General features: G+C 53.5%; 23 protein-coding genes. 19 read left to right on the plus strand and 4 right to left on the minus strand.

The window, feature by feature from the left end; all coding sequences use genetic code 11:
• The first annotated feature begins 21 nt into the window (after positions 1-21).
• The 3 genes from IB237_RS13160 to kduD are packed head-to-tail and all read left to right on the plus strand — an operon-like array spanning position 22 to position 2,329.
• Positions 22-693, plus strand: coding sequence for a GntR family transcriptional regulator (locus tag IB237_RS13160; RefSeq protein WP_246787883.1), 672 nt, complete (start codon positions 22-24; stop codon positions 691-693).
• A gap of 21 nt (positions 694-714) precedes the next feature.
• On the plus strand, positions 715-1,563 hold the full coding sequence (gene kduI, locus IB237_RS13165; RefSeq protein ID WP_192489126.1) for a 5-dehydro-4-deoxy-D-glucuronate isomerase: 849 nt from the start codon (positions 715-717) through the stop codon (positions 1,561-1,563).
• A 10-nt stretch (positions 1,564-1,573) separates the two neighbouring features.
• Positions 1,574-2,329: a 2-dehydro-3-deoxy-D-gluconate 5-dehydrogenase KduD gene (gene kduD, locus IB237_RS13170; protein ID WP_192489127.1), complete on the plus strand. Its 756-nt coding sequence runs from the start codon at positions 1,574-1,576 to the stop codon at positions 2,327-2,329.
• Between the two features lie 183 nt (positions 2,330-2,512).
• On the opposite strand, the gene IB237_RS13175 is transcribed toward kduD, so the two are convergent.
• Together IB237_RS13175 and IB237_RS13180 are read right to left on the minus strand one after the other, a co-directional pair.
• A complete protein-coding gene (locus IB237_RS13175; protein WP_192489128.1) occupies positions 2,513-3,235 on the minus strand; it encodes a response regulator transcription factor in 723 nt (240 codons plus the stop codon).
• Positions 3,236-4,474 carry a sensor histidine kinase gene (locus IB237_RS13180; RefSeq protein WP_192489129.1) on the minus strand — a complete coding sequence of 413 codons (1,239 nt, stop codon included), beginning with the start codon at positions 4,472-4,474 and terminating at the stop codon, positions 3,236-3,238.
• A gap of 298 nt (positions 4,475-4,772) precedes the next feature.
• Here IB237_RS13180 and IB237_RS13185 point away from each other — a divergent pair, with 298 nt between their 5' ends.
• From IB237_RS13185 to IB237_RS13205, 5 genes are all read left to right on the plus strand, one after another.
• On the plus strand, positions 4,773-5,783 hold the full coding sequence (locus tag IB237_RS13185) for an ABC transporter substrate-binding protein (RefSeq protein ID WP_192489130.1): 1,011 nt from the start codon (positions 4,773-4,775) through the stop codon (positions 5,781-5,783).
• Positions 5,784-5,866: 83 nt separating this feature from the next.
• The gene (locus IB237_RS13190) at positions 5,867-7,327 is read left to right on the plus strand and encodes an ATP-binding cassette domain-containing protein (protein ID WP_192489131.1); all 1,461 of its coding nucleotides are present in this window, start codon (positions 5,867-5,869) and stop codon (positions 7,325-7,327) included.
• Entirely contained in the window at positions 7,327-8,268 is a 942-nt protein-coding gene (locus IB237_RS13195; RefSeq protein WP_192489132.1) for an ABC transporter permease, read from the plus strand. The genes IB237_RS13190 and IB237_RS13195 overlap by 1 nt, the downstream gene beginning before the upstream one ends.
• Positions 8,265-9,212, plus strand: coding sequence for an ABC transporter permease (locus IB237_RS13200; RefSeq protein ID WP_192489133.1), 948 nt, complete (start codon positions 8,265-8,267; stop codon positions 9,210-9,212). Before IB237_RS13195 ends, IB237_RS13200 begins: the two co-directional genes overlap by 4 nt.
• Before the next feature lie 48 nt (positions 9,213-9,260).
• Positions 9,261-10,175: an SMP-30/gluconolactonase/LRE family protein gene (locus IB237_RS13205; RefSeq protein ID WP_192489134.1), complete on the plus strand. Its 915-nt coding sequence runs from the start codon at positions 9,261-9,263 to the stop codon at positions 10,173-10,175.
• Positions 10,176-10,202: 27 nt separating this feature from the next.
• Here IB237_RS13205 and zigA read toward each other — a convergent pair whose 3' ends face one another.
• On the minus strand, positions 10,203-11,432 hold the full coding sequence (gene zigA, locus IB237_RS13210; protein ID WP_192489135.1) for a zinc metallochaperone GTPase ZigA: 1,230 nt from the start codon (positions 11,430-11,432) through the stop codon (positions 10,203-10,205).
• Positions 11,433-11,839: 407 nt separating this feature from the next.
• Between zigA and IB237_RS13215 the strand changes: the two genes are divergently transcribed.
• The 6 genes from IB237_RS13215 (at position 11,840) to IB237_RS13240 (ending at position 18,696) form a co-directional block, all read left to right on the plus strand.
• The gene (locus IB237_RS13215; RefSeq protein WP_192489136.1) at positions 11,840-12,769 is read left to right on the plus strand and encodes a sulfurtransferase; all 930 of its coding nucleotides are present in this window, start codon (positions 11,840-11,842) and stop codon (positions 12,767-12,769) included.
• 151 nt (positions 12,770-12,920) lie between these two features.
• The gene (locus tag IB237_RS13220) at positions 12,921-14,102 is read left to right on the plus strand and encodes a YeeE/YedE family protein (RefSeq protein WP_192489137.1); all 1,182 of its coding nucleotides are present in this window, start codon (positions 12,921-12,923) and stop codon (positions 14,100-14,102) included.
• Between the two features lie 898 nt (positions 14,103-15,000).
• Complete coding sequence (locus IB237_RS13225) at positions 15,001-15,855, plus strand: sugar phosphate isomerase/epimerase (protein WP_192489427.1); 855 nt, start codon at positions 15,001-15,003, stop codon at positions 15,853-15,855.
• Between the two features lie 135 nt (positions 15,856-15,990).
• Entirely contained in the window at positions 15,991-17,676 is a 1,686-nt protein-coding gene (locus tag IB237_RS13230; protein ID WP_192489138.1) for a GMC oxidoreductase, read from the plus strand.
• Complete coding sequence (locus IB237_RS13235) at positions 17,676-18,233, plus strand: gluconate 2-dehydrogenase subunit 3 family protein (RefSeq protein ID WP_192489139.1); 558 nt, start codon at positions 17,676-17,678, stop codon at positions 18,231-18,233. Before IB237_RS13230 ends, IB237_RS13235 begins: the two co-directional genes overlap by 1 nt.
• A gap of 67 nt (positions 18,234-18,300) precedes the next feature.
• Positions 18,301-18,696, plus strand: a complete 396-nt coding sequence (locus tag IB237_RS13240) for a cytochrome c family protein (protein ID WP_192489428.1) — start codon at positions 18,301-18,303, stop codon at positions 18,694-18,696.
• Positions 18,697-18,857: 161 nt separating this feature from the next.
• Here the strand turns inward: IB237_RS13240 and IB237_RS13245 are convergent, their stop codons facing one another.
• Positions 18,858-20,273, minus strand: coding sequence for a phospholipase D-like domain-containing protein (locus IB237_RS13245; RefSeq protein WP_246787887.1), 1,416 nt, complete (start codon positions 20,271-20,273; stop codon positions 18,858-18,860).
• Between the two features lie 446 nt (positions 20,274-20,719).
• Between IB237_RS13245 and IB237_RS13250 the strand changes: the two genes are divergently transcribed.
• From IB237_RS13250 to IB237_RS13270, 5 genes are all read left to right on the plus strand, one after another.
• Positions 20,720-20,971, plus strand: coding sequence for a glycine zipper domain-containing protein (locus IB237_RS13250; RefSeq protein WP_192489141.1), 252 nt, complete (start codon positions 20,720-20,722; stop codon positions 20,969-20,971).
• A 197-nt stretch (positions 20,972-21,168) separates the two neighbouring features.
• Positions 21,169-21,390 (plus strand): hypothetical protein, encoded by a 222-nt coding sequence (locus IB237_RS13255; RefSeq protein WP_192489142.1) that lies wholly within the window; start codon positions 21,169-21,171, stop codon positions 21,388-21,390.
• A 208-nt stretch (positions 21,391-21,598) separates the two neighbouring features.
• Complete coding sequence (locus tag IB237_RS13260; RefSeq protein WP_192489143.1) at positions 21,599-21,832, plus strand: hypothetical protein; 234 nt, start codon at positions 21,599-21,601, stop codon at positions 21,830-21,832.
• A gap of 191 nt (positions 21,833-22,023) precedes the next feature.
• Positions 22,024-22,380, plus strand: coding sequence for a hypothetical protein (locus IB237_RS13265; RefSeq protein ID WP_192489144.1), 357 nt, complete (start codon positions 22,024-22,026; stop codon positions 22,378-22,380).
• 269 nt (positions 22,381-22,649) lie between these two features.
• Positions 22,650-23,051 carry a response regulator gene (locus IB237_RS13270; protein WP_192489145.1) on the plus strand — a complete coding sequence of 134 codons (402 nt, stop codon included), beginning with the start codon at positions 22,650-22,652 and terminating at the stop codon, positions 23,049-23,051.
• Positions 23,052-23,091: the final 40 nt, after the last annotated feature.

A 23,091-nucleotide genomic window follows, 5' to 3' on the forward strand; every position in this document is an offset into this window, starting at 1 on the left:
ACCTCATCGAAAGCGAACGCCATGAGCGGAAAAACAGCGTCAGAAAGCATGGCCCACAAGGTGGAGCGGCAATTGCGCGGCGATATTCTTTCGCTTGCCCTGCCGCCGGGCTCCCGTATTTCGGAACAGGAAATCGGCGAGCGGTACGGCTCCTCACGCCAACCGGGGCGCGAAGCGCTGATTGCACTTACCAAAAGCCGCTTGGTCGAGGTTTTGCCGCAGCGTGGCGCTGTTATCGCGAAAATCTCGGTCGCCAAGCTGATGCAAGCCGCCTTCATTCGCGAAACGATCGAGACAGCCGTCGCAAAGACCGCCAGCCGTACCTTTCACTTCCATGCTCGTTCACGAATGGAAGACTGTCTGCGGGAGCAGGAAAGGGCGGCCGAGATTGGCGACCATGTCGAATTTCGACGATACGACGATCTGTTTCACAAAATTCTAGCCGAGGGAGCTGGTATTCCAATGGCCTGGCCGGTTGTCGAGGATTTGAAGGCGCATATCGACCGGGCCTGCAGCCTGTCGATCCACGATGCGTCCTCCTTCACGCGGCTCATCGGCGAACATCGCGCCATTCTCACCGCAATTGATGCGCGAGACGAAGAGGCTGCAGAAAAAGCGATGACAGTCCACCTTTCCGAACTGCTTCGTGACCTGCCAAGGCTGGAAGCAAAACATCCTGATCTTTTTGAGTAAACCAAGGGAGGTTTAAAACCCATGACAACGAAAATCGAAACACTTCACGCCGTTCACTATACCCAGTCGGAACGCATGACGAGCGGCGAACTTCGCGACAATTTCCTGATGGAAAACCTGTTTGTCGCCGGTGAAGTCAATGCCGTCTACACTCATTACGACCGTCTTCTGTTGGCAGGTGTCATTCCGCTTGCCTCGTCCTTGAGCTTTGGCGAAGAGATTGCCAAGACAGTCGGCACCTCGTTCCTGCTCGAACGCCGTGAGCTTGGCCTCATCAACATCGGTGGCGCAGGCCGCGTGATTGCCGACGGAAAGACCTATGAGATCGGTTTCCAGGATGCGCTTTATCTGGGCATGGGCACCAAGGAAATCAGCTTCGAAAGCGCTGACGCAGCAGCACCCGCAAAGTTCTACATCAACAGCGCACCAGCCCATGCAACGTATCCATCGCGGACCGTCAGCGTAACGGAAGCCATCGAGAACAATCTCGGCGATAGCGCGACATCCAATAAGCGCAAACTTTACCAGTACTTGCACCCGGATGTCCTCCCAACCTGCCAATTACTGATGGGTCTGACACGTCTTGAAGGTGGTAGCGTCTGGAACACTATGCCAGCCCACCTGCACGACCGCCGCATGGAAGCCTATCTCTATTTCGAAATTCCGAAAGAATCGTTTGTTGTACATCTGATGGGGCGCCCACAGGCGACCAACCACCTGATCGTTCGCAGCGAACAGGCTGTGGTTTCTCCTTCCTGGTCCATCCATTGTGGCGCAGGCACCGGCTCTTACGCCTTCATCTGGAGTATGGCCGGCGATAACCAGTCCTTCAAGGACATGGACTTCGTGCCCATGGGCGACCTGAAGTAAGGAGCGTCGAATGACCCTTTTTGATTTCACTGGAAAGCGTGCGCTTGTGACGGGCGCACGCAAGGGATTGGGCCAGGGCTTGGCTCTTGCCCTGGCTGCAGCTGGCGCAGACATCATCGCGCTTGGCTCACAGGAAATGCCTGAAACCCGTAAAAAAGTTGAGGCACTCGGACGCACGTTTGAGGAGGTCGTTTACGACCTCACCAACCCGTCCGGACTGGCTGATGTGGTAACGTCCCTGACAACGGACGGACGCAATATCGACATCCTGGTCAACAATGCAGGCCAAATCCGCCGCGCCGACTTTACGGAATTTTCCGAACAGGATTGGGATGATGTCATGAACATCAATCTCAAAAGCATCTTCATGCTCTCGCAGGCGGTCGTGCGTCATATGACGGATCAGAAAATTGCCGGCCGTATCGTCAACATTGCTTCGCTGCTGTCGTTTCAGGGCGGCATTCGTGTCGCCTCCTACACATCGAGCAAACATGCGGTCGCTGGTCTTACACGCCTGATGGCCAACGAGCTGGCTGTCAAAGGCATCACTGTCAACGCCATTGCACCGGGTTATATGGAAACGGACAACACGGAAGCACTGCGTAACGACCCTGACAGAAACCGCAGCATCATGGAGCGTATTCCGGCTGGACGCTGGGGCACTCCTTCTGATCTCGATACTGCACTTTTGTTTTTTGCAGCACCAGCAAGCAGCTACGTCACGGGCCAGATCCTCGCCGTCGATGGCGGCTGGATGGCACGTTAAGTTGTAAAAAGTACTTTCAATCGCCAAGATTGAATGTATGTATGGAATTCCTGCCACTTAAGGGGGGCGGGAAGGTGATGAGGGGCATATCCAGCCATGTTGGGCAATATGGCTGGAGTTGGAGTGGGGGCTTTATGCCCCTCATCATCATGATTTCACAGAAGATCGCGGCTCTTTACGCCGTCAATGGTGGCTGACCCATTCCGCCAGATCTTTTTCGGCTTTTTCAAGCGCGTTATAGTTCAACAACTTGCGCAGGATTGCGATCGTCACGGCGCGTGTGCGGAGATTATAGCGACCATCCGGCTCATCCTCACCGGTTGCTTGATAGACGTTCAACTTCTCATACAGCGCCTGAAGACGGTTCTGAACACTGCGCAGCGAGAGATTACGCCGCCGCGCTATCGTCTTGTCGGTCAGCCCCAGCGCGATATCGATCAGTATTTCATATTCGGAGTCACTGACGCCATTGACCTTGCCAAGGCTCTTTTCCTGCAGGCCACGCACCTCACGGTCGATGACACATTGTGCTTCGATGAAGATACCGCGCAATGCCAGCCGCAAACGTTCGTCCGATGCGGATTTAAGAACATATCCGTAAGCCGCACCTTCCGGAACGATACGGGACACGCCGCGAACATAGGCCTCATCGGCATAGTTCGACCAGAACAGGATGCGGGTATCGGGGCGTTCCTTCCAGATTGTACGGGCAGCCTCGATGCCATTGCGTTCATTCATCTGCAAATCCATGACAATATGGGCTGTGCGGTTTTCCCGCGCCAGTTTTTCGCCCACCTTACCGTTCTCCGCCTCCAGCACCCTTGCGCATTCCGGCAGGGCATTGCGCACGACTTCATTCAAGTAAGCACGGTGCAGAACATCATCCTCAACGATCAGCACGTCCATTTAACTCTCCTCCGCCGTTTTTCCCGCCAAACCGGGCTTTACGCTGACACTGACGCAAGTCCCCGGCCCATGACGATTTTTTCCAATCCCGAAACGGGCCGATATCAGCCTCGCTCTGGTTTTCATATTGCCAATGCCATGGCCAGTTGAGTTGCCAGATGCATCTAGACCGGCTCCGTCATCGTTTATCTCAACCGTCAGCCAGTCTTCGCGACGACGAAGCGTCACCACAATACGATCCGGTTGCCCATGTCGTATGGCATTATTGATGGCTTCCTGCACGATCCGGAACAATGAGGTCGCGACACCTTGCTCCAGCTCATCCACCATGCCCTTGCTGTCATCGACAATTTCCCAGTGGATTGACGCACCGCTGTCGCGGACGGAGCGATCCAAATATGTTTCAATCGCCTGCACCATTCCAAAGAGTTGCAGGATCGAAGGTTTTGCCTCTTCGATGATCTGACGCAGATCATGCATGCAAAATTGCAAGCTACGCGCCAGCGGCTCCAGCATTTCACCACTGACCTCAGGCAGATGGGTCATGCGCTCAACACGCCTGGTAAGCCGTGTCAAATCCGCCAGCGTCTGGTCATGCAAATCCATGCCGATGCGCTGCCTTTCCGCTTCCAATGCCTGGGTAAGTTTCAAGGCGCCGGAGCGCAGTCCTTCCTCACGCGCAGTCGCTTCTGCCTCTTCAATGGCAGACCGTTTTGCCTGCTCGGCAGCGCGAATTGCAAAGAAATAGGGCGCCAACAGGTCTGCCACCGCACGCGCATTAAACACATCATCCATCGTGTAAGCGTCTGTCGTGTGAGACGAACAACTCAGCGCACCGATGATGTCGCCATGCACCTTCAAGGGAACATGCAAGCGGCTGTGCAATGACAGCGTAATGATCGGGCTGGAAAACGCTCCCTCGAAATGAAAGCGCGGATCAACGCAGGCATTGCCACTCAACAGAAACTCGACCTCGCCAGCCAGCAACGAACGGATCGGACTACCGGTCAACAGCGCGGGCGGATGTTTGCTCCAGTCGCTTTCCAGACCGCTTTCATAGGCAATGTGATATTTGTCATCGACCAGCTTGATACAAACGTCGAGATGATCATGCGGAATGATATGGGATATTTCAGTCGCAACAGCCTGAATGATGGAGTTGAACTCCAACTGCCCCGCCAGCAAACGGGAAATACCGAGATAATGCTCGAATAACGAACTACGTAGGGAATTAAGCATTCTCGGCGCCCTCCCAAGCACCTGCGGCACAGTTTTCAACACATACGAAGAACCATGCTTCTATCTGTCATTGTGCGCCTTGTAACGAGCCTCGTCCTGCATTTTTGCGCACATTATGTGCGGGTTCCCGCAAATGGTTTGCCAAGATCAGCCTATACAACTGCGCCTTTGTTGGTCATGCTGGCGTTTACTGGGGGAGGAGCCTCAGGGCCATAAAAATCCGTTGAAAATCCGCGTCTTTTGCGGAGGGATCTCTATGCCCCGGTTATAGTTTTGTGAGCCATCAGGGAGGAAATCAATGGCTATCAAAAAAATGCTTGTGGCTTCAGTCACGCTTGCATGCGCTGCCTTGCCGATGGTGGCACAGGCGGACACATCCGCAAAGAAAATCGCACTGTCCAACAACTACGCCGGCAACTCCTGGCGTCAGGCCATGTTGACCAGCTGGGACAAGATCACCAAAGAGGCTGTATCCAAGGGAACGGTTGCTGCTGCAGACGCTTTCACAACGGCTGAAAATCAGGCGACCGAACAGGCCGCGCAAATCCAGAACCTCATTCTTCAGGGTTATGACGCAATCGTCATCAACGCGGCTTCGCCAACTGCGCTCAACGGCGCCGTAAAAGAAGCCTGTGATGCCGGCATTACCGTCGTTTCCTTTGACGGTGTGGTGACGGAGCCTTGCGCATGGCGCATCGCCGTTGACTTCAAGTCGATGGGCGAAAGTCAGGTCGACTTCCTGGCAAAAAAGTACCCTAATGGCGGTAACCTGCTCGAAATCCGCGGCCTAGCCGGCGTATTCGTGGACGATGAAATCCACGCGGGTATCCAGGCCGGCATTGCCAAGCATCCAAACTTCAAAATTGCCGGTTCTGTAAACGGTGACTGGGCGCAGGACGTTGCACAGCGTGCCGTTGCCGGCATTCTGCCAAGCCTGCCGGAAATCACCGCTGTGGTGACACAGGGTGGTGATGGTTACGGTGCTGCACAGGCATTTGCAGCTGCAAAACGCCCAACCCCAACCATCGTCATGGGTAACCGTGAAGACGAGCTGGTGTGGTGGAAACAGCAGAAGGATGCCAGCGGTTATGAAACCATGTCAGTTTCGATCGCACCAGGCGTTTCCACACTTGCTTTCTGGGTTGCACAGCAAATCCTCGACGGCAAGGACGTGAAGAAGGATCTGGTTGTCCCTGTTCTGCGTATCGATCAGGCAAACCTTGAAGACGGTCTGGCAAAGACCGAAAAGGGCGGCGTTTCCAACATCGAATATTCGCAGGAAGACGCCCAGAAAGTTATCGCCCAATAACTTTTCCGATACCGCGATATCACCGCACGGCGCCGCTTTAGGGCGCCGTGTACCGCCTATCCCAATAAATCTGTGTCGTGCTGATGAACGAAATCCTGTCGAGAGAAGAGGTTGTCGCCGCACGTGGCGTCAAGGTGACCTTTGGTGCCGTAAAGGCACTGGATGGTGCCGACCTCATTATTCATTCTGGCGAATGTCTTGGTCTCGTCGGCCACAACGGTGCCGGCAAGTCCACCATCGTCAACGTCATCAACGGCAATCTCACGCCCCATGAAGGCACCTTGTCTTATCGTGGTGGCCAGGGAGAACACGGTATCGCCGTGGCACGCGCCAATGGCGTACGCTGTGTGTTTCAGGAATTGTCTCTTTGTCCCAATCTGACGATTGGCGAGAATGTCCGCATCATGCATGCCGATATGAAGGGCAGCAGATGGCGCGGTCGCGCGACCAGCCTCATTCAGCAGCAACTCGACGATATTTTCCCTGGCAGTGGCATTGACTGCACGGCAACCATTAGCGAACTTTCCATTGCTGAACGACAGATGGTCGAAATCGCCATCAATTTCGCAGGTGTCGAAAACAAGCCAAAGCTGGTCATTCTCGATGAACCGACATCGTCGCTCGATGCCGGCCTTGCAGAACAGCTTATGGACTATGTGCGCCGATTTGTGCGCTCCGGCGGCTCTGTTCTGCTGATCTCCCATATCCTTGGAGAAATCCTCTCAACCGCCACCCGCGTCGTTGTGATGAAGGACGGCAAGGTCGTTGCCGATCGTCCAGCACCAGAATTCAACACCCGCAGCCTTGTCGAAACCATGGGCAGCGTGGTGAAGGAAAGCGGCTGGGAGCGATCACAAATTCAAAGAACCGGACAGCCTGTTCTATCCATGCCTGCCCGCAAGGGCGAGGGCCATACGTTCGAGGCCTATAGAGGCGAGATCATTGGTCTCGCAGGACTGGGCGGCCACGGCCAGACCGAAGCACTGCTCGATCTTTATTTGTCGCGCAACAGCAACTGGTTTCCGACCAAGCACCAGGACATTGCCTTTGTTGCCGGCGATCGCAGCCTGAATGGCACGTTCCCGCTGTGGAGCATTCTGAAAAACCTTAGCATTGCATCGCTACGAGACCTCTCCAATCTCAGTCTCGTCAACCACAAGCGTGAGGACGAACTTGGCGACAACTGGAAAAAGCGCATCGAAATTCGCACGCCCAACATGGGCAACAACATCCTATCGCTGTCCGGCGGCAACCAGCAGAAAGTGCTGTTTGCCCGTGCACTGGCAACGACCGCCGAAACCGTTTTGATGGATGACCCGATGCGTGGTGTCGATATCGGTACCAAACAGGAAGTCTATGAAATCCTGCGCACCGAAGCGCGCCATGGCCGTACCTTCGTCTGGTACTCGACCGAAATGGATGAAATCCGACTTTGTGACCGCGTCTACGTCTTCCGCGACGGCGTCATCCACGCCGAACTCGTCGGTGACGACATCACTGAACAGAACGTGCTTGCAGCGTCCTTTGCGGGGGAAGGCCACTGATGAAAATTTCTGCCAATACCATGCGTCTTGTCATTCCGGCGGCATCCCTTGCCGTGCTGCTCGCCGCAGTCTTTTACATGCAGCCGCGGGCCATGAGCTACACAGGCCTGAACCTTCTGTTCAATCTGGCCGTTCCAATCATTCTGGCGACCATCGCCCAGATGCTGATCATGTCGGTCAATGACCTTGATTTGTCGATGGGCACATTTGTCAGCTTCTGCGCCTGCGTCACCGCGACCTTTTTGCAAACATCACCTGTGGTCGGAATTCTGATTTTTGCAGGCGCAATCGCGGTTTACGCGGCAATCGGGGCCATTATTCACATACGCTCGCTGCCATCCATCGTGGTGACACTCGGCATGAGTTTCGTCTGGGGTGGCCTTGCTGTTCTTATCCTGCCGTCTCCCGGCGGCACGGCACCGAGCTGGATCCGCTGGCTTATGACGTCAAAGCCACCGCTCATTCCAGTGGCCATCGTTGCCAGTATTCTGATCGCCATCATTGCCCATCTGATCGTCAGCCGTTCGTCCTTCGGCGTGCTGATGCGCGGTGTGGGCGGCAATTTCCGCTCAGTGGAACGGGCAGGTTGGTCCGTGGTTGGCATTCGCGCCGCAACCTTCGCACTTGCCGGTTTTTTTGCAGTGTTGGCCGGTATCGCACTTGTCGGTCTGACGACGTCGGCCGATGCGAATATCGCACTTCGTTATACGCTGTTGTCGATTGCCGGTGTGATCCTCGGAGGCGGTGAATTTGTGGGCGGCCGCGTGTCGCCGGTTGGTGCGGTTATTGGCGCGCTGACCCTGACACTTGCCGGCTCTTTCCTGTCCTTCATGCGCATTTCGCCGGACTGGCAGATCGGTGCACAGGGCGCGATCCTGATCGTTGTTCTGGCGCTGCGTATTCTGCTCAACCGGCTTGAAAAGCGGGAGAAAAATCAATGAGTGCTTTTCAAACCATCTCCCGCAAACCGTGGATCTGGTCTTTTGCAGCAACAATCGTGGTCTGGCTTGCAACGGTCATGTTCACGGGTGGTGCTAGTTCATTTGGCCTGTCACACGCGGCTCTGACATTTGCAGCATTTTCGGTGATTGTCGGCATTGGCCAGATGTTTGTCATCACGCTCGGTCCCGGAAATATCGACCTCTGCGTACCCGCGACAATGACACTGTCAGGCACGCTTGCCCTGAAATTCATGGATGTTTCCGACAGTCTGATCCTCCCAGGTCTGCTGATCGCCGTGCTGATCGGCATCGGCGTTGGCATCGGCAACTACCTGCTCATCAAAGCGCTGCGCATTCCGCCAATCATTGCGACACTGTCCATGAGCTTTATCGTGCAGTCGATTGCCATCTGGTCAAACCGGGGCCTGCGCATCAAGCCGCCGGAAAGCCTCGCCAGCTTTGCAACAGGAAGCACGCTTACCATTCCGAATGTCGCGCTGGTTGCCCTTCTGCTCTCCATCATTGCATGGCTGTTGCTCGACCGCAGCTTCTATGGCCGCTGGATTTCTGCCATTGGTCAAAGCACCTTTGCAGCGCGCATGACCGGCATTCCCGTCGATGGCGCACGTTTTGTCACCTATGTGCTTTGCGCCGTTCTAGCTGCAGTTGCCGGTTACCTGCTTGCCAGCTTTTCCGGTGGCGCGGCCCTCAACATGGGCTCGGAATATCTGCTGATGTCGATTGCCGTCGTGGTGATTGGTGGCACTGCCGTGGCAGGTGGAGATTCCAACGTGCCGGGCATCTGGGGAGCCTCGCTGTTTATGTTCCTCGTGGTCTCGATGCTCAACACCTATGGTTTCGGGGCTGGCATACGCCTCATTCTGACAGGTCTCATCATCATCTCCGTCATCCTGCTGGCCGGCGGGCCCAAACCTAACCGCTGATCAGGCGACCCTGCGCGACTGACTGCGAAAGACAATATGGATAAAGCCATGCAATTCGACCCTTCGTTCCCCTATGACATCCGTGACGAGCGTTTCCGCCAGTACATTGTTGGAAATGCCGGACTGGAAGAACTCTACTCCGGCTGCCGCTGGGCAGAAGGCCCTGTCTGGTTTGCCGACATGGATTGCCTGTTGTGGAGCGACATTCCCAACCAGCGCATTCTGCGCTGGGTTCCAGATGGACATGTCTCGGTTTTCCGACAGCCGTCCAATTTCACCAACGGCAACACCCGTGATCGCCAGGGCAGGCTCGTATCCTGCGAACATGGCGGCCGACGTGTCACACGCACCGAAATAGACGGATCGATTACCGTTCTGGCTGATAGCTATAACGGCAAGCGGCTCAACTCACCCAACGACGTCGTCGTCCGTTCAGATGACACGATCTGGTTTACCGATCCGACCTACGGCATCCTCTCCGATTACGAGGGTTACAAGGCAGAACCCGAACAGCAGACACGTAATGTATATCGCCTTGACCCGGCGACCGGTGAAATCAGCATCGTGGTGGATGACTTTGGCCAGCCAAACGGCTTGGCCTTCTCGCCCGATGAAACAAAGCTTTATGTCGCGGATTCATCATCCAGCCACGATATCACTCGCCCACGTCATATCCGCGTCTTTGACGTTGTTGACGGCAAGACCTTGGCGAATGGCCGGGAATTCTGCGCACTGGACAATGGTCTGCCAGACGGGTTCCGCCTCGATACGATCGGCAATGTCTGGACGAGCGCTGCCGATGGCGTTCACTGCTTCTCGCCGGAAGGAAAACTTCTCGGCAAGGTTTTGGTGCCGCAGACAGTTGCCAATGTCACTTTCGGCGGTCCCCGCAAAAACCGCCTGTTCATCACCGCAACCAAATCGCTTTATTCGGTTTATGTTGCGGTGACGGGTGCCGTTTGACGCCTGAAACTTCAGGTAACCGCAGGCTCACGCAGCCTGCGGACGCCCCCAGATCGGGAACGGGTCGGGCAGGGCGCGATACATCTCGGCTTCAAAATGCTGCAGATCTGTTCCGACAAGGCAGGCATCAAGCGAGGCACGAATGGCCTGTTCGTCCATACCCGAACCGATAAATACCAATTCCTGTCGGCGATCACCCCAAACCGGATGCCAGCGCTTCTCCATTGCATCGAGAAAATCCGGGTGATCAGGCCAGCGGCTTTTTGGCACCGAAACCCACCAGCGCCCCATGGGCGACACACGCGCAATGGCACCGGCCAACGAAAAGTCGCCAGCCCATTCCGGCCGGGTCGCCAGCCAGAAATGTCCTTTGGCACGGATCAAACCGGGCCATGTCTTGTCGACAAATTCTTGAAATTTCTCCGGGTGAAAGGGCTGTTGTGAACGGTAGACGAAACTCTGAATGCCATATTCTTCAGTCTCCGGCACATGATCGGCAAAGCCATACAGTTCCTTGAACCACAAAGGATGTGTCTCGGCCTTTTCCTCGTTGAACAAGCCGGTGTCGAGAACGTCGCTCAATGCGACTTTGCTGAAATCGGTTTCAATAATCCGTGCATCTGCATTGAGGGCCATGATGATCTTGCGCACGACATCGCGTTGGTCCTCGCTGATATCGGAAACTTTGTTGAGGACGATGACATCGGCAAATTCGATTTGCTCAACCAGCAGATCCACAATCGTCCGTTCATCAGCATCGCCGTTGGATTCACCGCGTACGCGCAGAAAATCATTCGATCCGTAGTCTTTCAGCAGGTTGATCGCGTCAACAACCGTGACCATGGTGTCCAGCCGCGCAATATCCGAGAGACTGGTGTCATTTTCGTCACGGAATGAAAAGGTTGCAGCAACCGGCAAAGGCTCTGCAATCCCGGTTCCCTCGATCAACAGATAGTCGAAACGTTTTTCCTCTGACAGTCGACGGACTTCAACCAGCAAATCGTCACGCAATGTGCAACAGATGCAGCCATTCGTCATCTCGACCAGCTTTTCTTCAGAACGCGACAGATTGCCACCGCCTTCACGAACCAGTTCAGCGTCGATGTTTACCTCACTCATATCATTCACAATAACCGCGACACGCTTTCCTTCACGGTTGTTGAGAATGTGATTAAGCAGTGTAGTCTTTCCCGCGCCAAGAAAGCCGGAGAGCACTGTCACCGGCAGTCTGCGATCAATGATATTTGCTGTGGGCATCGGCCATCTCTCTAAAATGTTATAACGTTACATTTAATTATTCGAACGTGACGAACTGTCAAGTTGCAAACGTATATCGATTGGAAAATTGGTCGTGATGACCAGACAAGAGGGCAGTCCATCACGGCGCTTAGAAACTGCAAGGTGTGGTCTTTGCCATCAGAGTGTGCAGCTAACAGTCCATCAGCAAATCAACATTAAATTGCAATTCGTACGTAATATATCGTTGATGGCAGAGGTTTTGCCATTTTTGCTATCATTGCGTGTTTTTCCGCAAAACGTCACTGGTGCATCATGAATATTCAAAATCGATACAAACTATAGAATTTTATAACTTCAACCTGCACCTTGTTTCATCGATGCTTTGGAGGACTGACCAATCACACCACGCACATTGAGGAGACACCATGACAACAATTACGAAGCCGGGCATCATCGCAACGACAACTCTTGCCGCGCTCTTGCTCGCTGGACAGGCTTCCGCGTCAGACGCACTGGTTGACGCCGACTGGCTACAGAAAAACCTCGACAATCCAAAGGTGCGTGTCTTCGAGGTAAGTGTTGATACCGGCGTTTATGAACGTGGTCACATCCCCGGTGCTTTGAATATCAATTGGCATACAGATTTGGTCGACAAGGAACGTCGTGACATCGCCAAGAAAGAGGACTTTGAAAAGCTTCTGCAAGCATCCGGTGTCGACAAGGACACAACGATTATCCTCTACGGCGACAACAACAATTGGTTTGCAGCCTGGGGTGCATGGATATTCGAAACCTACGGTCTTGGTCAGCAGGTAAAATTGCTCGATGGTGGTCGCAAACTCTGGGAAGCCAAGGGCCTGCCTCTAGATACAGCGGCGAAGGAACAGACGCCAACCACATTGGCATTGCCGGAGCGTGACACTGCAATTCGTGCCCGCTTTACAGATGTCGTCGCCGTGGCCGAAGGAAAGCACGACATCAAGCTCATCGATATCCGCTCAGCGGATGAGTATTCCGGCAAGATTTTCGCCCCCGAAGGCGTTAAAGAGTTGTCCGTACGTGCCGGTCATATTCCCGGCGCGGTCAACGTGCCTTGGGGCAGCATCGTCAATCAGGACGGCACCTTCAAAAACGTTGATGAAATCAAAAAGATTTACGCAGACAAAGGTGTTGATGGCAGTGCGCCCATTATTACCTATTGCCGCATTGGCGAGCGTTCCAGCCACACATGGTTCGCGCTAAAAAAGATACTCGGTTACGACGTCAAAAACTACGACGGCTCCTGGACGGAATATGGCAATGCCGTTGGCGTTCCAATCAGCAATCCAACCGGCACCGTCTGGACTGGCAAATAAATACATTTCGCCCTGAGCTTTTCATGGGCGTTTCAATACGAGGAGCGGCGTGATCTCTGCGCCGCTCGTCAACGTGTACATTCGATTGATCAGAGCGGTCCACGCGGACCTGATGCTGTAACGTGGCTCTGAAAGCACAATGAGACTGTTTATGAGCCCATCAATCGGCCGGGCGGCCATTTCTCTGTTGCTGATCGCTCTGGTTAGTTGGTGGTCGGTTTCTCTCGCAACAGATGCCACTGGCCGAATACTCTCGCTTTCTCTTATACTTGGCCTGCTCTTTGGCATCGTCCTTCAGCGTGGACGTTTCTGCTTTCTCTGCAATTTCAGGGATTTCGTGGAGCACCGTAAAATAGATGGTGTTCTATCCATTTTAATCGCCCTCGGTTTTGGCATCGTTTTTTACACAGTGATCATCATGGCCTGGGTGCCTGTGCCACAGCCAAATCGTCTGCCACCCAATGCCCATATCAGTCCAGTCGGTTGGGTTATGGCGCTTGCCTCGACCGCCTTTGGTTTTGGCGCAGCCTTGTCCGGCTCTTGCCTGTCAGGACATCTCTACCGGATTGGCGAGGGTGCTTTCGGCTCCATTATTGCCATCCTTGGCGCTGCTTTGGGTTTTCTGATCGGCTTCCTGACCTGGAACAGTCTGTTCACATTGGCGGTGCATGATGATCCTCCTCTGTGGTTGCCCCATATATTCGGGCACGGCGGCGCACTTATCGCCGGACTTATCGGCGTGGCTGCACTCATCATCATCACATTGTGGCTTGGCAAACGGCAACCACAGCCTCCTTCCGATGACAACAAAAACTACCTGTCATTAGCAGGGCAGGCGGTCTTCTCACACCGCTGGCCACCGGTGCTGACCGGCATTCTCGTTGCGGCAATCGGCGCGTTTGCCTATCTCAGAATTGCACCCATCGGCGTCACTGCAGAACTCGGTAGTCTGGTGCGCACAGCCGCCACACCTGCCGGTTTCGTGCCAGAAACACTTAGCGGCCTCGATACGTTGCGTGGTTGTGTTTCGGCCGTTAAAACTACACTCCTGTCTCCCAATGGTGTGTTTGTCATCGGTGTAGTCATCGGTGCTTTTGCAAGCGCAGTAAATGCTAGACAGTTTCAACCGTCCTGGCCGGATGCAAAAGGCCTAGCGCGTCGGCTCATTGGTGGGGTGCTGATGGGTTGGGGGGCGATGACCGGACTGGGTTGCACAATCGGCGTTTTGCTTTCCGGCATTCAGGCAGGCGCTGTCTCTGGCTGGATTTTCCTTGTCTTTTGTTCGCTCGGCGCTGCCGTTGGCCTATTCACCCTCAGACGCGGTTTGCTTTGACCCCCAGAAGTTGTCATTCCGACCTATATCTTGGTCTCAAACTGCAATCATCAGTGAATGTGCTGGCATTGCCGCAAGTCACAACGATCTTTGTCGTCATTCTTGCCACCATGGTTGTGACTCAGTGGATTTCTGCCGGGGTGAGAAAGGCAATGACCTGATGCATCAGGCGTCAAATCCCGAAAAAATATGACAGCCCAAACACCCAGCGCCAGAAGGAAGACCGTGACAACTGACGTTGGCGCGGTCTTTTAACGACTTTAGATTCGCATTAGCGACATAGGCAATTATGTGATCATCTGGCACAGCTCAAAATAGTTCGGTCATTGAAAATTGGGAGAAACCGAGGCCGACTGGAATGCAACGCTGAGCAACGAGCGACCAAAAAAATGTGCCCAAGCCATCTTAATGATTATCCCTTGAAACTCAGCGCGTAGAGCCGATTTCTGTACAACGTCGGCTCCCGGTCTATGAGCCAAGAACTGATAAACCAAAATTTGTAGATTGACACATATATGAAACCGGTTACATTTATCGATGTAAACGGTTTCATTGGAAAATCCGTTGCTTGGAGGAGCAAAATTTTCATGTCTATACACTTGAGGTTTGCTGCAACAAAAGTTTGCGCAGACTAACGTCCGCTTTTGACATTGTTGTCCCAACTTCTTCCATTTCGTCCTCGACGTAATGGCAGCTGGGGCAGACGTTTGTTCATTGATGCGGCAGTACGATCCGGCCAGACCACGTCTTGGGTCGGGATCGACATTTAAGCCGCACCCTATCTGAAACAGACGACACCACACATTGGAGGCTGCTTTTTCACCTCCGGCTGCAGGGCCGGGGAGGAGGGGGGCGCATGCGTGTCGTTTACCGCTCAAACGAAAAGGGAGTTACGCGTTTGAAATCCTTGAAATCAACATTCACAGGTATGGCATTTGCAGCAGCAATGGCGGCAGTTATCGCAAATCCGGTTCTGGCTGACGACAACAAAACCCTGCCAATCGCAGCGCAGATGTACACATTGCGCGATGCAGGCACGCTTGAAGAGCAGTTTGCCATTCTCAACCGCGCCGGCGTCTCGGCAGTGGAAACCGTCGACATGCAGAAGGTCAGCGCAGAAGAATTGTCCGCGCTGCTTGAGAAACACAAGATCAAGGTGATCTCGTCACATGTGCCTATCGACAAGCTGCGCGGCAATCTGGACGAGGTCATTGCCGAGCAGAAGGCCGTTGGCAACCCGGTTGTGACCGTACCTTACCTCAAGCCGGAAGATCGCCCAGCGGATGCTGCTGCATGGACGGCATTTGGCAAGGAGCTTGGTGGTTACGCAGACAAGCTGGCTGCTGCCGGTTTGGCCATGTCCTACCACAATCATGACTTTGAACTGGTCAAGTTTGACGGCAAGACAGCACTTGAGCTTCTGCTCGACGCTTCCGGTCCCAAGCTTCAGAGCGAGCTTGATGTCGCCTGGGTAGCACGCAGCGGCACAGACCCGGCAGAGTTTCTCGGCACATTGAACGGGCGGGTATTTGCGATCCACGCGAAGGATAATGCACCTGCGGGCACAGCGGAAAATGAACGTGGTTTTGCCACCCTCGGCACCGGCGTTCTGGATTGGAAAACAATCTTGCCAGCGGCCAAAAAGGCCGGCGCGAAATGGTTCATCCTTGAACACGACATGCCGCTTGATGCCGAAGCCGTCCTGACCAAGGGCAACGCCTTCCTCAACGAACACCTGCCAACAATTCAGTAATGCAACAACCATTCCCCGGTGGTCACACTACCGGGGAATAGCAGGCGCATGTGATCAACATAATTTTTCCCGTCGATATCTCGGCAGGACCGATGAGTTGCGCCTTTTTTCCAAACAACAGTTAGAGGAATTATCATGGCGAACAATCATTACGACGCGATTGTTGTCGGTTCGGGGATCAGCGGAGGCTGGGCCGCAAAAGAACTCACACAAAAGGGTCTAAAAGTTCTTCTTCTTGAACGTGGCAGAAACATCGAACACATCACCGATTACCAGAATGCGGACAAGGAAGCCTGGGACTACCCTCACCGCAATCGTGCCACGCAGGAAATGAAAGCAAAGTATCCGGTTCTAAGCCGCGATTATCTGTTGGAAGAAGCCACACTCGGCATGTGGGCCGATGAACAGGAAACGCCTTATGTCGAAGAAAAACGTTTCGACTGGTTCCGCGGATATCATGTCGGTGGTCGCTCGCTCCTTTGGGGACGCCAGACCTACCGCTGGTCACAGACCGATTTCGAGGCCAACGCCAAGGAAGGCATCGCAGTCGACTGGCCTATTCGCTACCAGGATGTTGCACCATGGTATGACTACGTTGAACGGTTTGCAGGCATTTCCGGCAGCAAAGAAGGGCTCGATATCCTTCCTGATGGTGAATTCCTCCCACCAATCCCTTTGAACTGTGTCGAAGAAGATGTGGCACGTCGACTGAAGGACAGGTTCAAGGGCACGCGTCACCTGATCAATTCCCGCTGCGCCAACATCACGCAGGAACTCCCTGATCAGGATCGCACCCGCTGTCAGTTCAGAAACAAGTGTCGGTTGGGCTGTCCGTTCGGCGGTTATTTCAGCACGCAGTCATCGACCCTGCCTGCAGCCGTCGCGACCGGCAATCTTACCCTGCGGCCGTTCTCAATCGTCAAGGAAATCCTTTACGACAAGGACAAGAAGAAGGCCCGCGGTGTCGAGATCATCGATGCCGAAACCAACATGACCTACGAATATACCGCTGACATTATTTTCCTGAATGCCTCGACGTTGAATTCGACCTGGGTGCTGATGAACTCAGCCACCGACGTGTGGGAAGGGGGATTGGGAAGCAGTTCCGGCGAACTCGGCCACAACGTCATGGACCACCATTTCCGCATGGGTGCGACGGGTGAGGTCGAAGGATTTGACGAGTTCTATTTCAAGGGACGCCGCCCGGCAGGTTTCTACATTCCTCGCTTCCGCAACATCGGCGATGAAAAGCGTAAATATCTGCGTGGTTTTGGTTATCAGGGTTCGGCAAGCCGCTCCCGCTGGGAGCGCGAAATCGCCGAGATGAATATTGGAGCAGATTATAAAGACGCGTTGACTGAACCAGGCGGCTGGACAATCGGCATGACAGCCTTTGGCGAGATGCTGCCCTACCACGAAAATCGCGTGAAGCTTGACCAAACCAAAAAGGACAAATGGGGGCTGCCGGTCCTTTCGATGAATGTCGAGTTGAAACAAAACGAACTCGACATGCGTGAAGACATGGTGAATGACGCTGTTGAAATGTTTGAGGCCGTCGGCATCAAAAACGTCAAACCGACCCGAGGCAGCTATGCACCTGGTATGGGTATTCATGAAATGGGAACGGCACGCATGGGCCGCGATCCAAAGTCTTCGGTTCTGAATGGCAACAACCAGGTGTGGGATGCTCCTAATGTGTTCGTGACAGATGGTGCCTGCATGACGTCTGCCGCCTGTGTAAATCCGTCTCTCACCTACATGGCGCTGACGGCACGTGCTGCCGATTTTGCGGTGTCAGAGCTCAAGAAGGGAAATCTGTAATGAACAGACGTGAACTGCTAAGACTTATCACGGTTGCGACAGGCATCTCCCTGGTCGGCGCCGATGTCGCCTTCAGTCTGGATAAAGCCGCTGCGGCAAAGCCCGACCAACTGTTTACTCCGGAGGACATCCGTTTCCTGGATGAGGTAGCTGAAACCATCATCCCTCGGACATCCACCCCCGGCGCGAAAGACGCCGAAGTCGGCGCCTTCATGGCTGTTTATGCTGCCGATTGTTATACGGAAGACCAAAAGAAGCTCTTCCATTCTGCAATTTCACAGATTGAAGGCAGCAGCCAGGAAAAACATAATAAACCATTTCTCAGCCTGACAGCTAAAGAGCGGGAGGATGTCATTCTGGCTTTGGACAAAAAGGCCAGGGCAGAACAGACCCCAACCAATCCACAGGCATTCACCCTCGTCAAGCAGCTGACATTGTTCGGCTTTTTCACATCGAAAATCGGTGCAACCGAAGTTCTTGTCTATGACGAAATCCCGGGCGAATACGAAACCTGCGTCCCTTACAAAAAGGGTACGCCCGCTTGGGGCACAGCCTGAGTTTATGTCCGTTTGTCCCGCGCGCCCCGCGTGCGGGACTTTTGATTTGCAAGACAAGGATGAAAAAATGCGTATTTCAATATTGTTGGCAGCGGTCTTGATGGCTGCGAGCGCTATGCCGGCGCGATCCGAGGGCGATGCTGCCAAGGGTGAAACAGTATTCAAACGCTGTTCGGCCTGTCATGCCATCGGGGAGGGCGCCAAAAACAAAGTTGGTCCCCAACTCAATGCTATCATTGGCCGTACTGCTGGCAGCTTGCCGGAGTACAATTATTCCAACGCCATGAAAAAGGCGGGTGAAGAAGGCCAAATCTGGACCTCGGAAGAATTGAAGGCGTTTCTCAGCGCTCCCAAAAAGAAAATACCTGGTAACAAAATGTCTTCAGCCGGAGTGAGCAAACCGGCAGACCTCGACAATCTCATCGCTTACATTGAGAGCGCATCGAAGTCCTCGGCGGACTAATCACGCCAGGATTTGATAAAAACCGCCTGGGGACGCATGGAACAAAAAGTCGAAACGAAAGTTTCGACACAGCCAAACCTCGTTTTTCCCCCCGGGGTGTGGCTCTCGATGCGATCTCGGCACGTCTTTCAACAGGACGTGCCACTTTTTTGCGCTCGACCTTAACTGAGCGGCAGCGGTGTAGGACGACGGAAACGTTGTTGCAGAAAACTTGCCGTCTTGTACCGCACTCCCGCAGGTCTTTCCGGATCCGCAAATTCTGATTCAGCGAACACCTCATCAGCAGCGGTGAGTTCACGGATAGGCACAGGAATCAGGCCGCGGCCTGCAGGCTGATTGAGGGTCTCGACAGCTTTGATCAATGAGCCCGATGCTTTGATCTCCTCAGACACCCTTTCAACCGCGCATCCGAGGTGTTCGGCAATAAGCGTGTCTCTTATTCTCGAGATTGTTGCACGCGTTGAGTAATCATTTGCTTCAATCGCGATGTCACATTCCGTATCAAAACCCATTGAACGATTGTTGAGATTGGCTGAACCAAGTTTCAGAATATTCTCATCGGCAATCATGATCTTTGCATGGACATAGATCGGCGAGCGATTTTCATTCACCGGGTACAACACCCGGAAGCGGTCGTAAATATCGGCATCCGTAACAAGCTTCATCAACCGAACGCGAGCAGAATCCATCGTTTTTGCCTCGAGCCAACCTCCTGCGCCTTCAGGATTGATGACCAGCACCTCCGGCCCGTCTTGCTCTCCGAGACGCGCAGCAATCGCCTCTGCGATGCGCCTCGATGCAAAATACTGGCTTTCGATGTATAGAGATTTTCGCGCCGACGCGATCATTGCAAGTTTGACCGTCTCAACTTCGCTGATCTGCGGTCTGCTTTCGTACTGCGGCGCGGTTCTGGAAATGGCGATCTCGACACCAGACAAGTCGACATCGAGACCGTCCGGCCAGATTTGATCTGCACCTTCGCTTTTCGAAAGCTTTTCACCTGTCGCATAATACCAACGAGTTCGAGCCAATTCACCCAGTGCTGCCGCCGCCGGGCCTGACACGCACGTCGTGGCGTCATGCCAAGGACCTTGCGCAAAGCCCATGGGTGATCGACGTCGAGGTTCATTATCGCGGTGGTCAGTTGTGTCCCAACGCCCAACAGTCATGTCGATCCCGCCACAAAATGCGAGCTCATCGTCAATGACAAGAAGTTTCATGTGATGAGCCGACATTGCGGGATGCGCACCGTCGAGCTTCAGGTGGATTTGATTGGAAAACATCCATTTCAAAACGTAGAAGGGCGTCTCTCCTCGCGCCAGCGAATTGATCACGCCGAGGTCCCACTTCAAAATCCGTATTTCGAGATCGGAATTGCGCGCCGCCAGCCAATCCAGCAACGGCCCTACTTTCACAGGCGCTTCATCATCCTTGCCATCATGTGCAAGCTCGATCCGGGTATCGAAATCCCATCCGATCAACATGATATTGCGTTTGGCTTTCAGCATCGCATTGCGCGCATGCCTGAAGAATTTGTCCGCATCGACGATCACCGAAGCGCGATCTGCCTTATCCAAGCGCCAACATGTTTCGCCAGCCACCAAAATCGACACTTTGCCACCTTTTCAAAATGCTAACACATAAACTGCTCGTCACGACCGGAATGACACTTCGACTTCAATCTCGATTAGGACTTTCGGTGCGTGAATACCCCACGCGCGTACGACCGCGATGTGAACGGGAGAAGAGCAAAATCGTTCCCTCTTCCGATCAGTGGTCACATGCAAATATCAATATTACAGGACAACCCGTTGCATGCCTTACGACAAAGGAGAGAACGGCTGCTTACAAGCAGGTTAACACTGGCAAAGTTGAGAAAACGTCCAGACGCCTCAAATATCGCTACTTCCTTGTTTTTGAAGTTTTTTTGAAGATGATCGGCTGCTGCTTTCGGGTCCAAACATAAAATAATCGGAACAAAACGCCTCTGGCATGGTTTGGTTTTTGAGAGAAGGAGACCACAATGCAAAAAATCATTATTCCAGTTCTTGTTGCTCTGTCGCTGGCGGCATGTTCCTCAACGGAGCGCGGTGCAACCGTCGGCGCAGCAGGTGGCGCCATCATAGGTGGCGCAGCAACCGGCAATCTGCGCGGTGCGGCTGTCGGTGCCGCAGTCGGCGGTGTTTCGGGCGCATTGATCGGTAGCGTCGCGGACCAGCCAGGCCAGTGCTACTACCGCGACCGCAACGGAAATCGTTACATCGACCGTTGCTAATCATCTTTCAACACCGCCACAATGGTATAGCCACCCGCAGATAAGCTTGTGCGGGTGGCTATATCTATATCGGCGTATTGCACTATTGTGCGCTATGAGAGATCAAAGCCACAGTGCATCCCGTGAATCCAATATCAACAACGAGATTATCAGCTTGTCTCGACAACAGGACAATCACAACAAGGCAACAGCCACTCATGAGCCGGTTTGAAGATACTGAAATCGCCATTTCCCAGCGACTTAAAGCACTGAAGGCAAAGCCTGACAAAACGCTCAATCGGCCTGATATTGATGAGCCATTAAAGGCTGATGGGTTCACCGACGACGAAATTACGGCTGTCCTGAATGCGCTGGAACAAGATAAAGTCCTTGCCTTTTTACCGGGTAACAGGCTGTCGGTGCTCAAGGCAATTCCATAAACTGTCGAATTAAAAGGCCTAGCATTGACGGGTTTGGCTCGTCGAACGTCAATACAGCGCCCCGGGGCACTACTCATGTGACATTTGAGGTCGATGGTTGCCGCTTCGGCTGCAGCCCTGCATAGAGGTCCAGTTTCTCCGGGTTGACTTTGTGTAAAAATAGAACAAAATGAGAACATTCACGGAATGTTATTCTCGGGAGTTCTCCATGTCTCAACAACTCGCTTTTAATATTTATCCTGATGACATCAACGGGCCCGTCTCCGGCGAAGTCGATCTAGCTGCGGCCGTGCTGGCGGCCCATGACGGGGATGCGCTGTCTGCAATCAGAAACCTTATGGCAGATGCCGACTTCTTGCGCGATCAATTATATCGAGCCTCTAAGGTCATGAGCCAGGGAATGGTTCGGGGGTGGAGGCCACGTTACGAGCGCCCGGCGTAAAGTATGAGGATAAACTCTGCCAGTTGCCGCGATTGGGGACATTCCCCTTCAATTATTGGCATACTACCAGTCGATTGTCCTTTGACGTAACGAGACCGATAGAGATGATGCGTGCCTTGCAAATGTTTCCGGGCCATTCATACTCATCTCTAAAACATCGCGGTAAAGCGGATCCGTGGAGAGGAAACAGGTTGAACAGGAAGATTTTTCAGAACCGAACGGAATGGTATAATGTATATGGCCAGATCCATAACGATAATGGGCCTGCCATCAGTTACAATAATGGCAAACAGGAATGGCTGGTAAACGGCCGACATCACCGTGTTGATGGTCCAGCCCTATCTTCACCAAATGGCTATTGTGAGTGGTGGCTTGATGGTAAACGCCATCGCAAGGACGGGCCTGCAATAGAGTGGCCTAACGGTGATCAACAATGGTACCTGAATGGCGAGCTTCACCGCCTTGATGGACCAGCGATCATGATTCAAAGCACCAGATTTTATTATATCGCGGGCGAGGGCCGCCCCGAGGAAGAATTTCAGGCATGAGTTCGGGCTGATGAGTAAGCCACAGATGAAATTTATCCTCAGCTGATCTCGTATGCTCATAACGTTCTTGGCCAACAATCCGTGAGAAATGTGGAGCAGGGTTCAATCCACCCAAAGAATTGAAAGCAATAATAGGCTGCCAGCTGTGGATAACGGACAATCGATGAGATTGTTCGTATTTTATTAAGTTTGTTCCCAAAGACTACCTCACGGGGGCGATCTTAATCTGAACACGCACGTTGTATGCGTGATCACAATGGAGCCGACCCATGTTTCTGCGTACCGTGCTTATCGTCGATGACGAGCCTCTGATTAGAATAATGCTCACTGAAGTCCTCGAAGATGAGGGCTATCAAGTAATCCAAGCCAAAAACGCTCTGGAAGCGATCGTCGCTCTTGAAGCGCGCCAAGTCGATGCTGTTATTACTGATGTAGAAATGCCCTGCGGCATCAATGGCGTCGATCTCGCCCGACATATAAGGTCCACCAAAGCCAGCATATCCGTTATCGTGACTTCGGGTGGTCGATCTATCGGCGCTGACGAGCTGCCAAACGGTGTGAAATTTATTCCAAAACCTTACGACGTCGGTTTTCTTATCGACACGCTGAGTGAGCTGCTTTCCCACTGGGGTGAAAATCAACCATCACGCGTGGTCGGTCGAGGAGCCTGAGGTTCGCAGCCTGCTCCTTAGCAGTATCCTGGCGCAAGAG

The organism is Agrobacterium sp. AGB01 (genome assembly GCF_014851585.1).
Taxonomy (GTDB): Bacteria; Pseudomonadota; Alphaproteobacteria; order Rhizobiales; family Rhizobiaceae; genus Agrobacterium.

Excerpts from the sequence above, each read along its gene's own strand:
- IB237_RS13260 (WP_192489143.1), top strand. The coding sequence starts at position 21,599 with ATGTCTCAACAACTCGCTTTTAATATTTATCCTGATGACATCAACGGG.
- IB237_RS13185 (WP_192489130.1), top strand. The coding sequence starts at position 4,773 with ATGGCTATCAAAAAAATGCTTGTGGCTTCAGTCACGCTTGCATGCGCT.
- IB237_RS13180 (WP_192489129.1), bottom strand. The coding sequence starts at position 4,474 with ATGCTTAATTCCCTACGTAGTTCGTTATTCGAGCATTATCTCGGTATT.
- IB237_RS13235 (WP_192489139.1), top strand. The coding sequence starts at position 17,676 with ATGAACAGACGTGAACTGCTAAGACTTATCACGGTTGCGACAGGCATC.
- IB237_RS13240 (WP_192489428.1), top strand. The coding sequence starts at position 18,301 with ATGCGTATTTCAATATTGTTGGCAGCGGTCTTGATGGCTGCGAGCGCT.
- IB237_RS13220 (WP_192489137.1), top strand. The coding sequence starts at position 12,921 with ATGAGCCCATCAATCGGCCGGGCGGCCATTTCTCTGTTGCTGATCGCT.
- IB237_RS13175 (WP_192489128.1), bottom strand. The coding sequence starts at position 3,235 with ATGGACGTGCTGATCGTTGAGGATGATGTTCTGCACCGTGCTTACTTG.
- IB237_RS13160 (WP_246787883.1), top strand. The coding sequence starts at position 22 with ATGAGCGGAAAAACAGCGTCAGAAAGCATGGCCCACAAGGTGGAGCGG.
- IB237_RS13255 (WP_192489142.1), top strand. The coding sequence starts at position 21,169 with ATGAGCCGGTTTGAAGATACTGAAATCGCCATTTCCCAGCGACTTAAA.
- zigA (WP_192489135.1), bottom strand. The coding sequence starts at position 11,432 with ATGCCCACAGCAAATATCATTGATCGCAGACTGCCGGTGACAGTGCTC.
- kduI (WP_192489126.1), top strand. The coding sequence starts at position 715 with ATGACAACGAAAATCGAAACACTTCACGCCGTTCACTATACCCAGTCG.
- kduD (WP_192489127.1), top strand. The coding sequence starts at position 1,574 with ATGACCCTTTTTGATTTCACTGGAAAGCGTGCGCTTGTGACGGGCGCA.
- IB237_RS13190 (WP_192489131.1), top strand. The coding sequence starts at position 5,867 with ATGAACGAAATCCTGTCGAGAGAAGAGGTTGTCGCCGCACGTGGCGTC.
- IB237_RS13215 (WP_192489136.1), top strand. The coding sequence starts at position 11,840 with ATGACAACAATTACGAAGCCGGGCATCATCGCAACGACAACTCTTGCC.
- IB237_RS13195 (WP_192489132.1), top strand. The coding sequence starts at position 7,327 with ATGAAAATTTCTGCCAATACCATGCGTCTTGTCATTCCGGCGGCATCC.
- IB237_RS13250 (WP_192489141.1), top strand. The coding sequence starts at position 20,720 with ATGCAAAAAATCATTATTCCAGTTCTTGTTGCTCTGTCGCTGGCGGCA.
- IB237_RS13200 (WP_192489133.1), top strand. The coding sequence starts at position 8,265 with ATGAGTGCTTTTCAAACCATCTCCCGCAAACCGTGGATCTGGTCTTTT.
- IB237_RS13270 (WP_192489145.1), top strand. The coding sequence starts at position 22,650 with ATGTTTCTGCGTACCGTGCTTATCGTCGATGACGAGCCTCTGATTAGA.
- IB237_RS13230 (WP_192489138.1), top strand. The coding sequence starts at position 15,991 with ATGGCGAACAATCATTACGACGCGATTGTTGTCGGTTCGGGGATCAGC.
- IB237_RS13205 (WP_192489134.1), top strand. The coding sequence starts at position 9,261 with ATGCAATTCGACCCTTCGTTCCCCTATGACATCCGTGACGAGCGTTTC.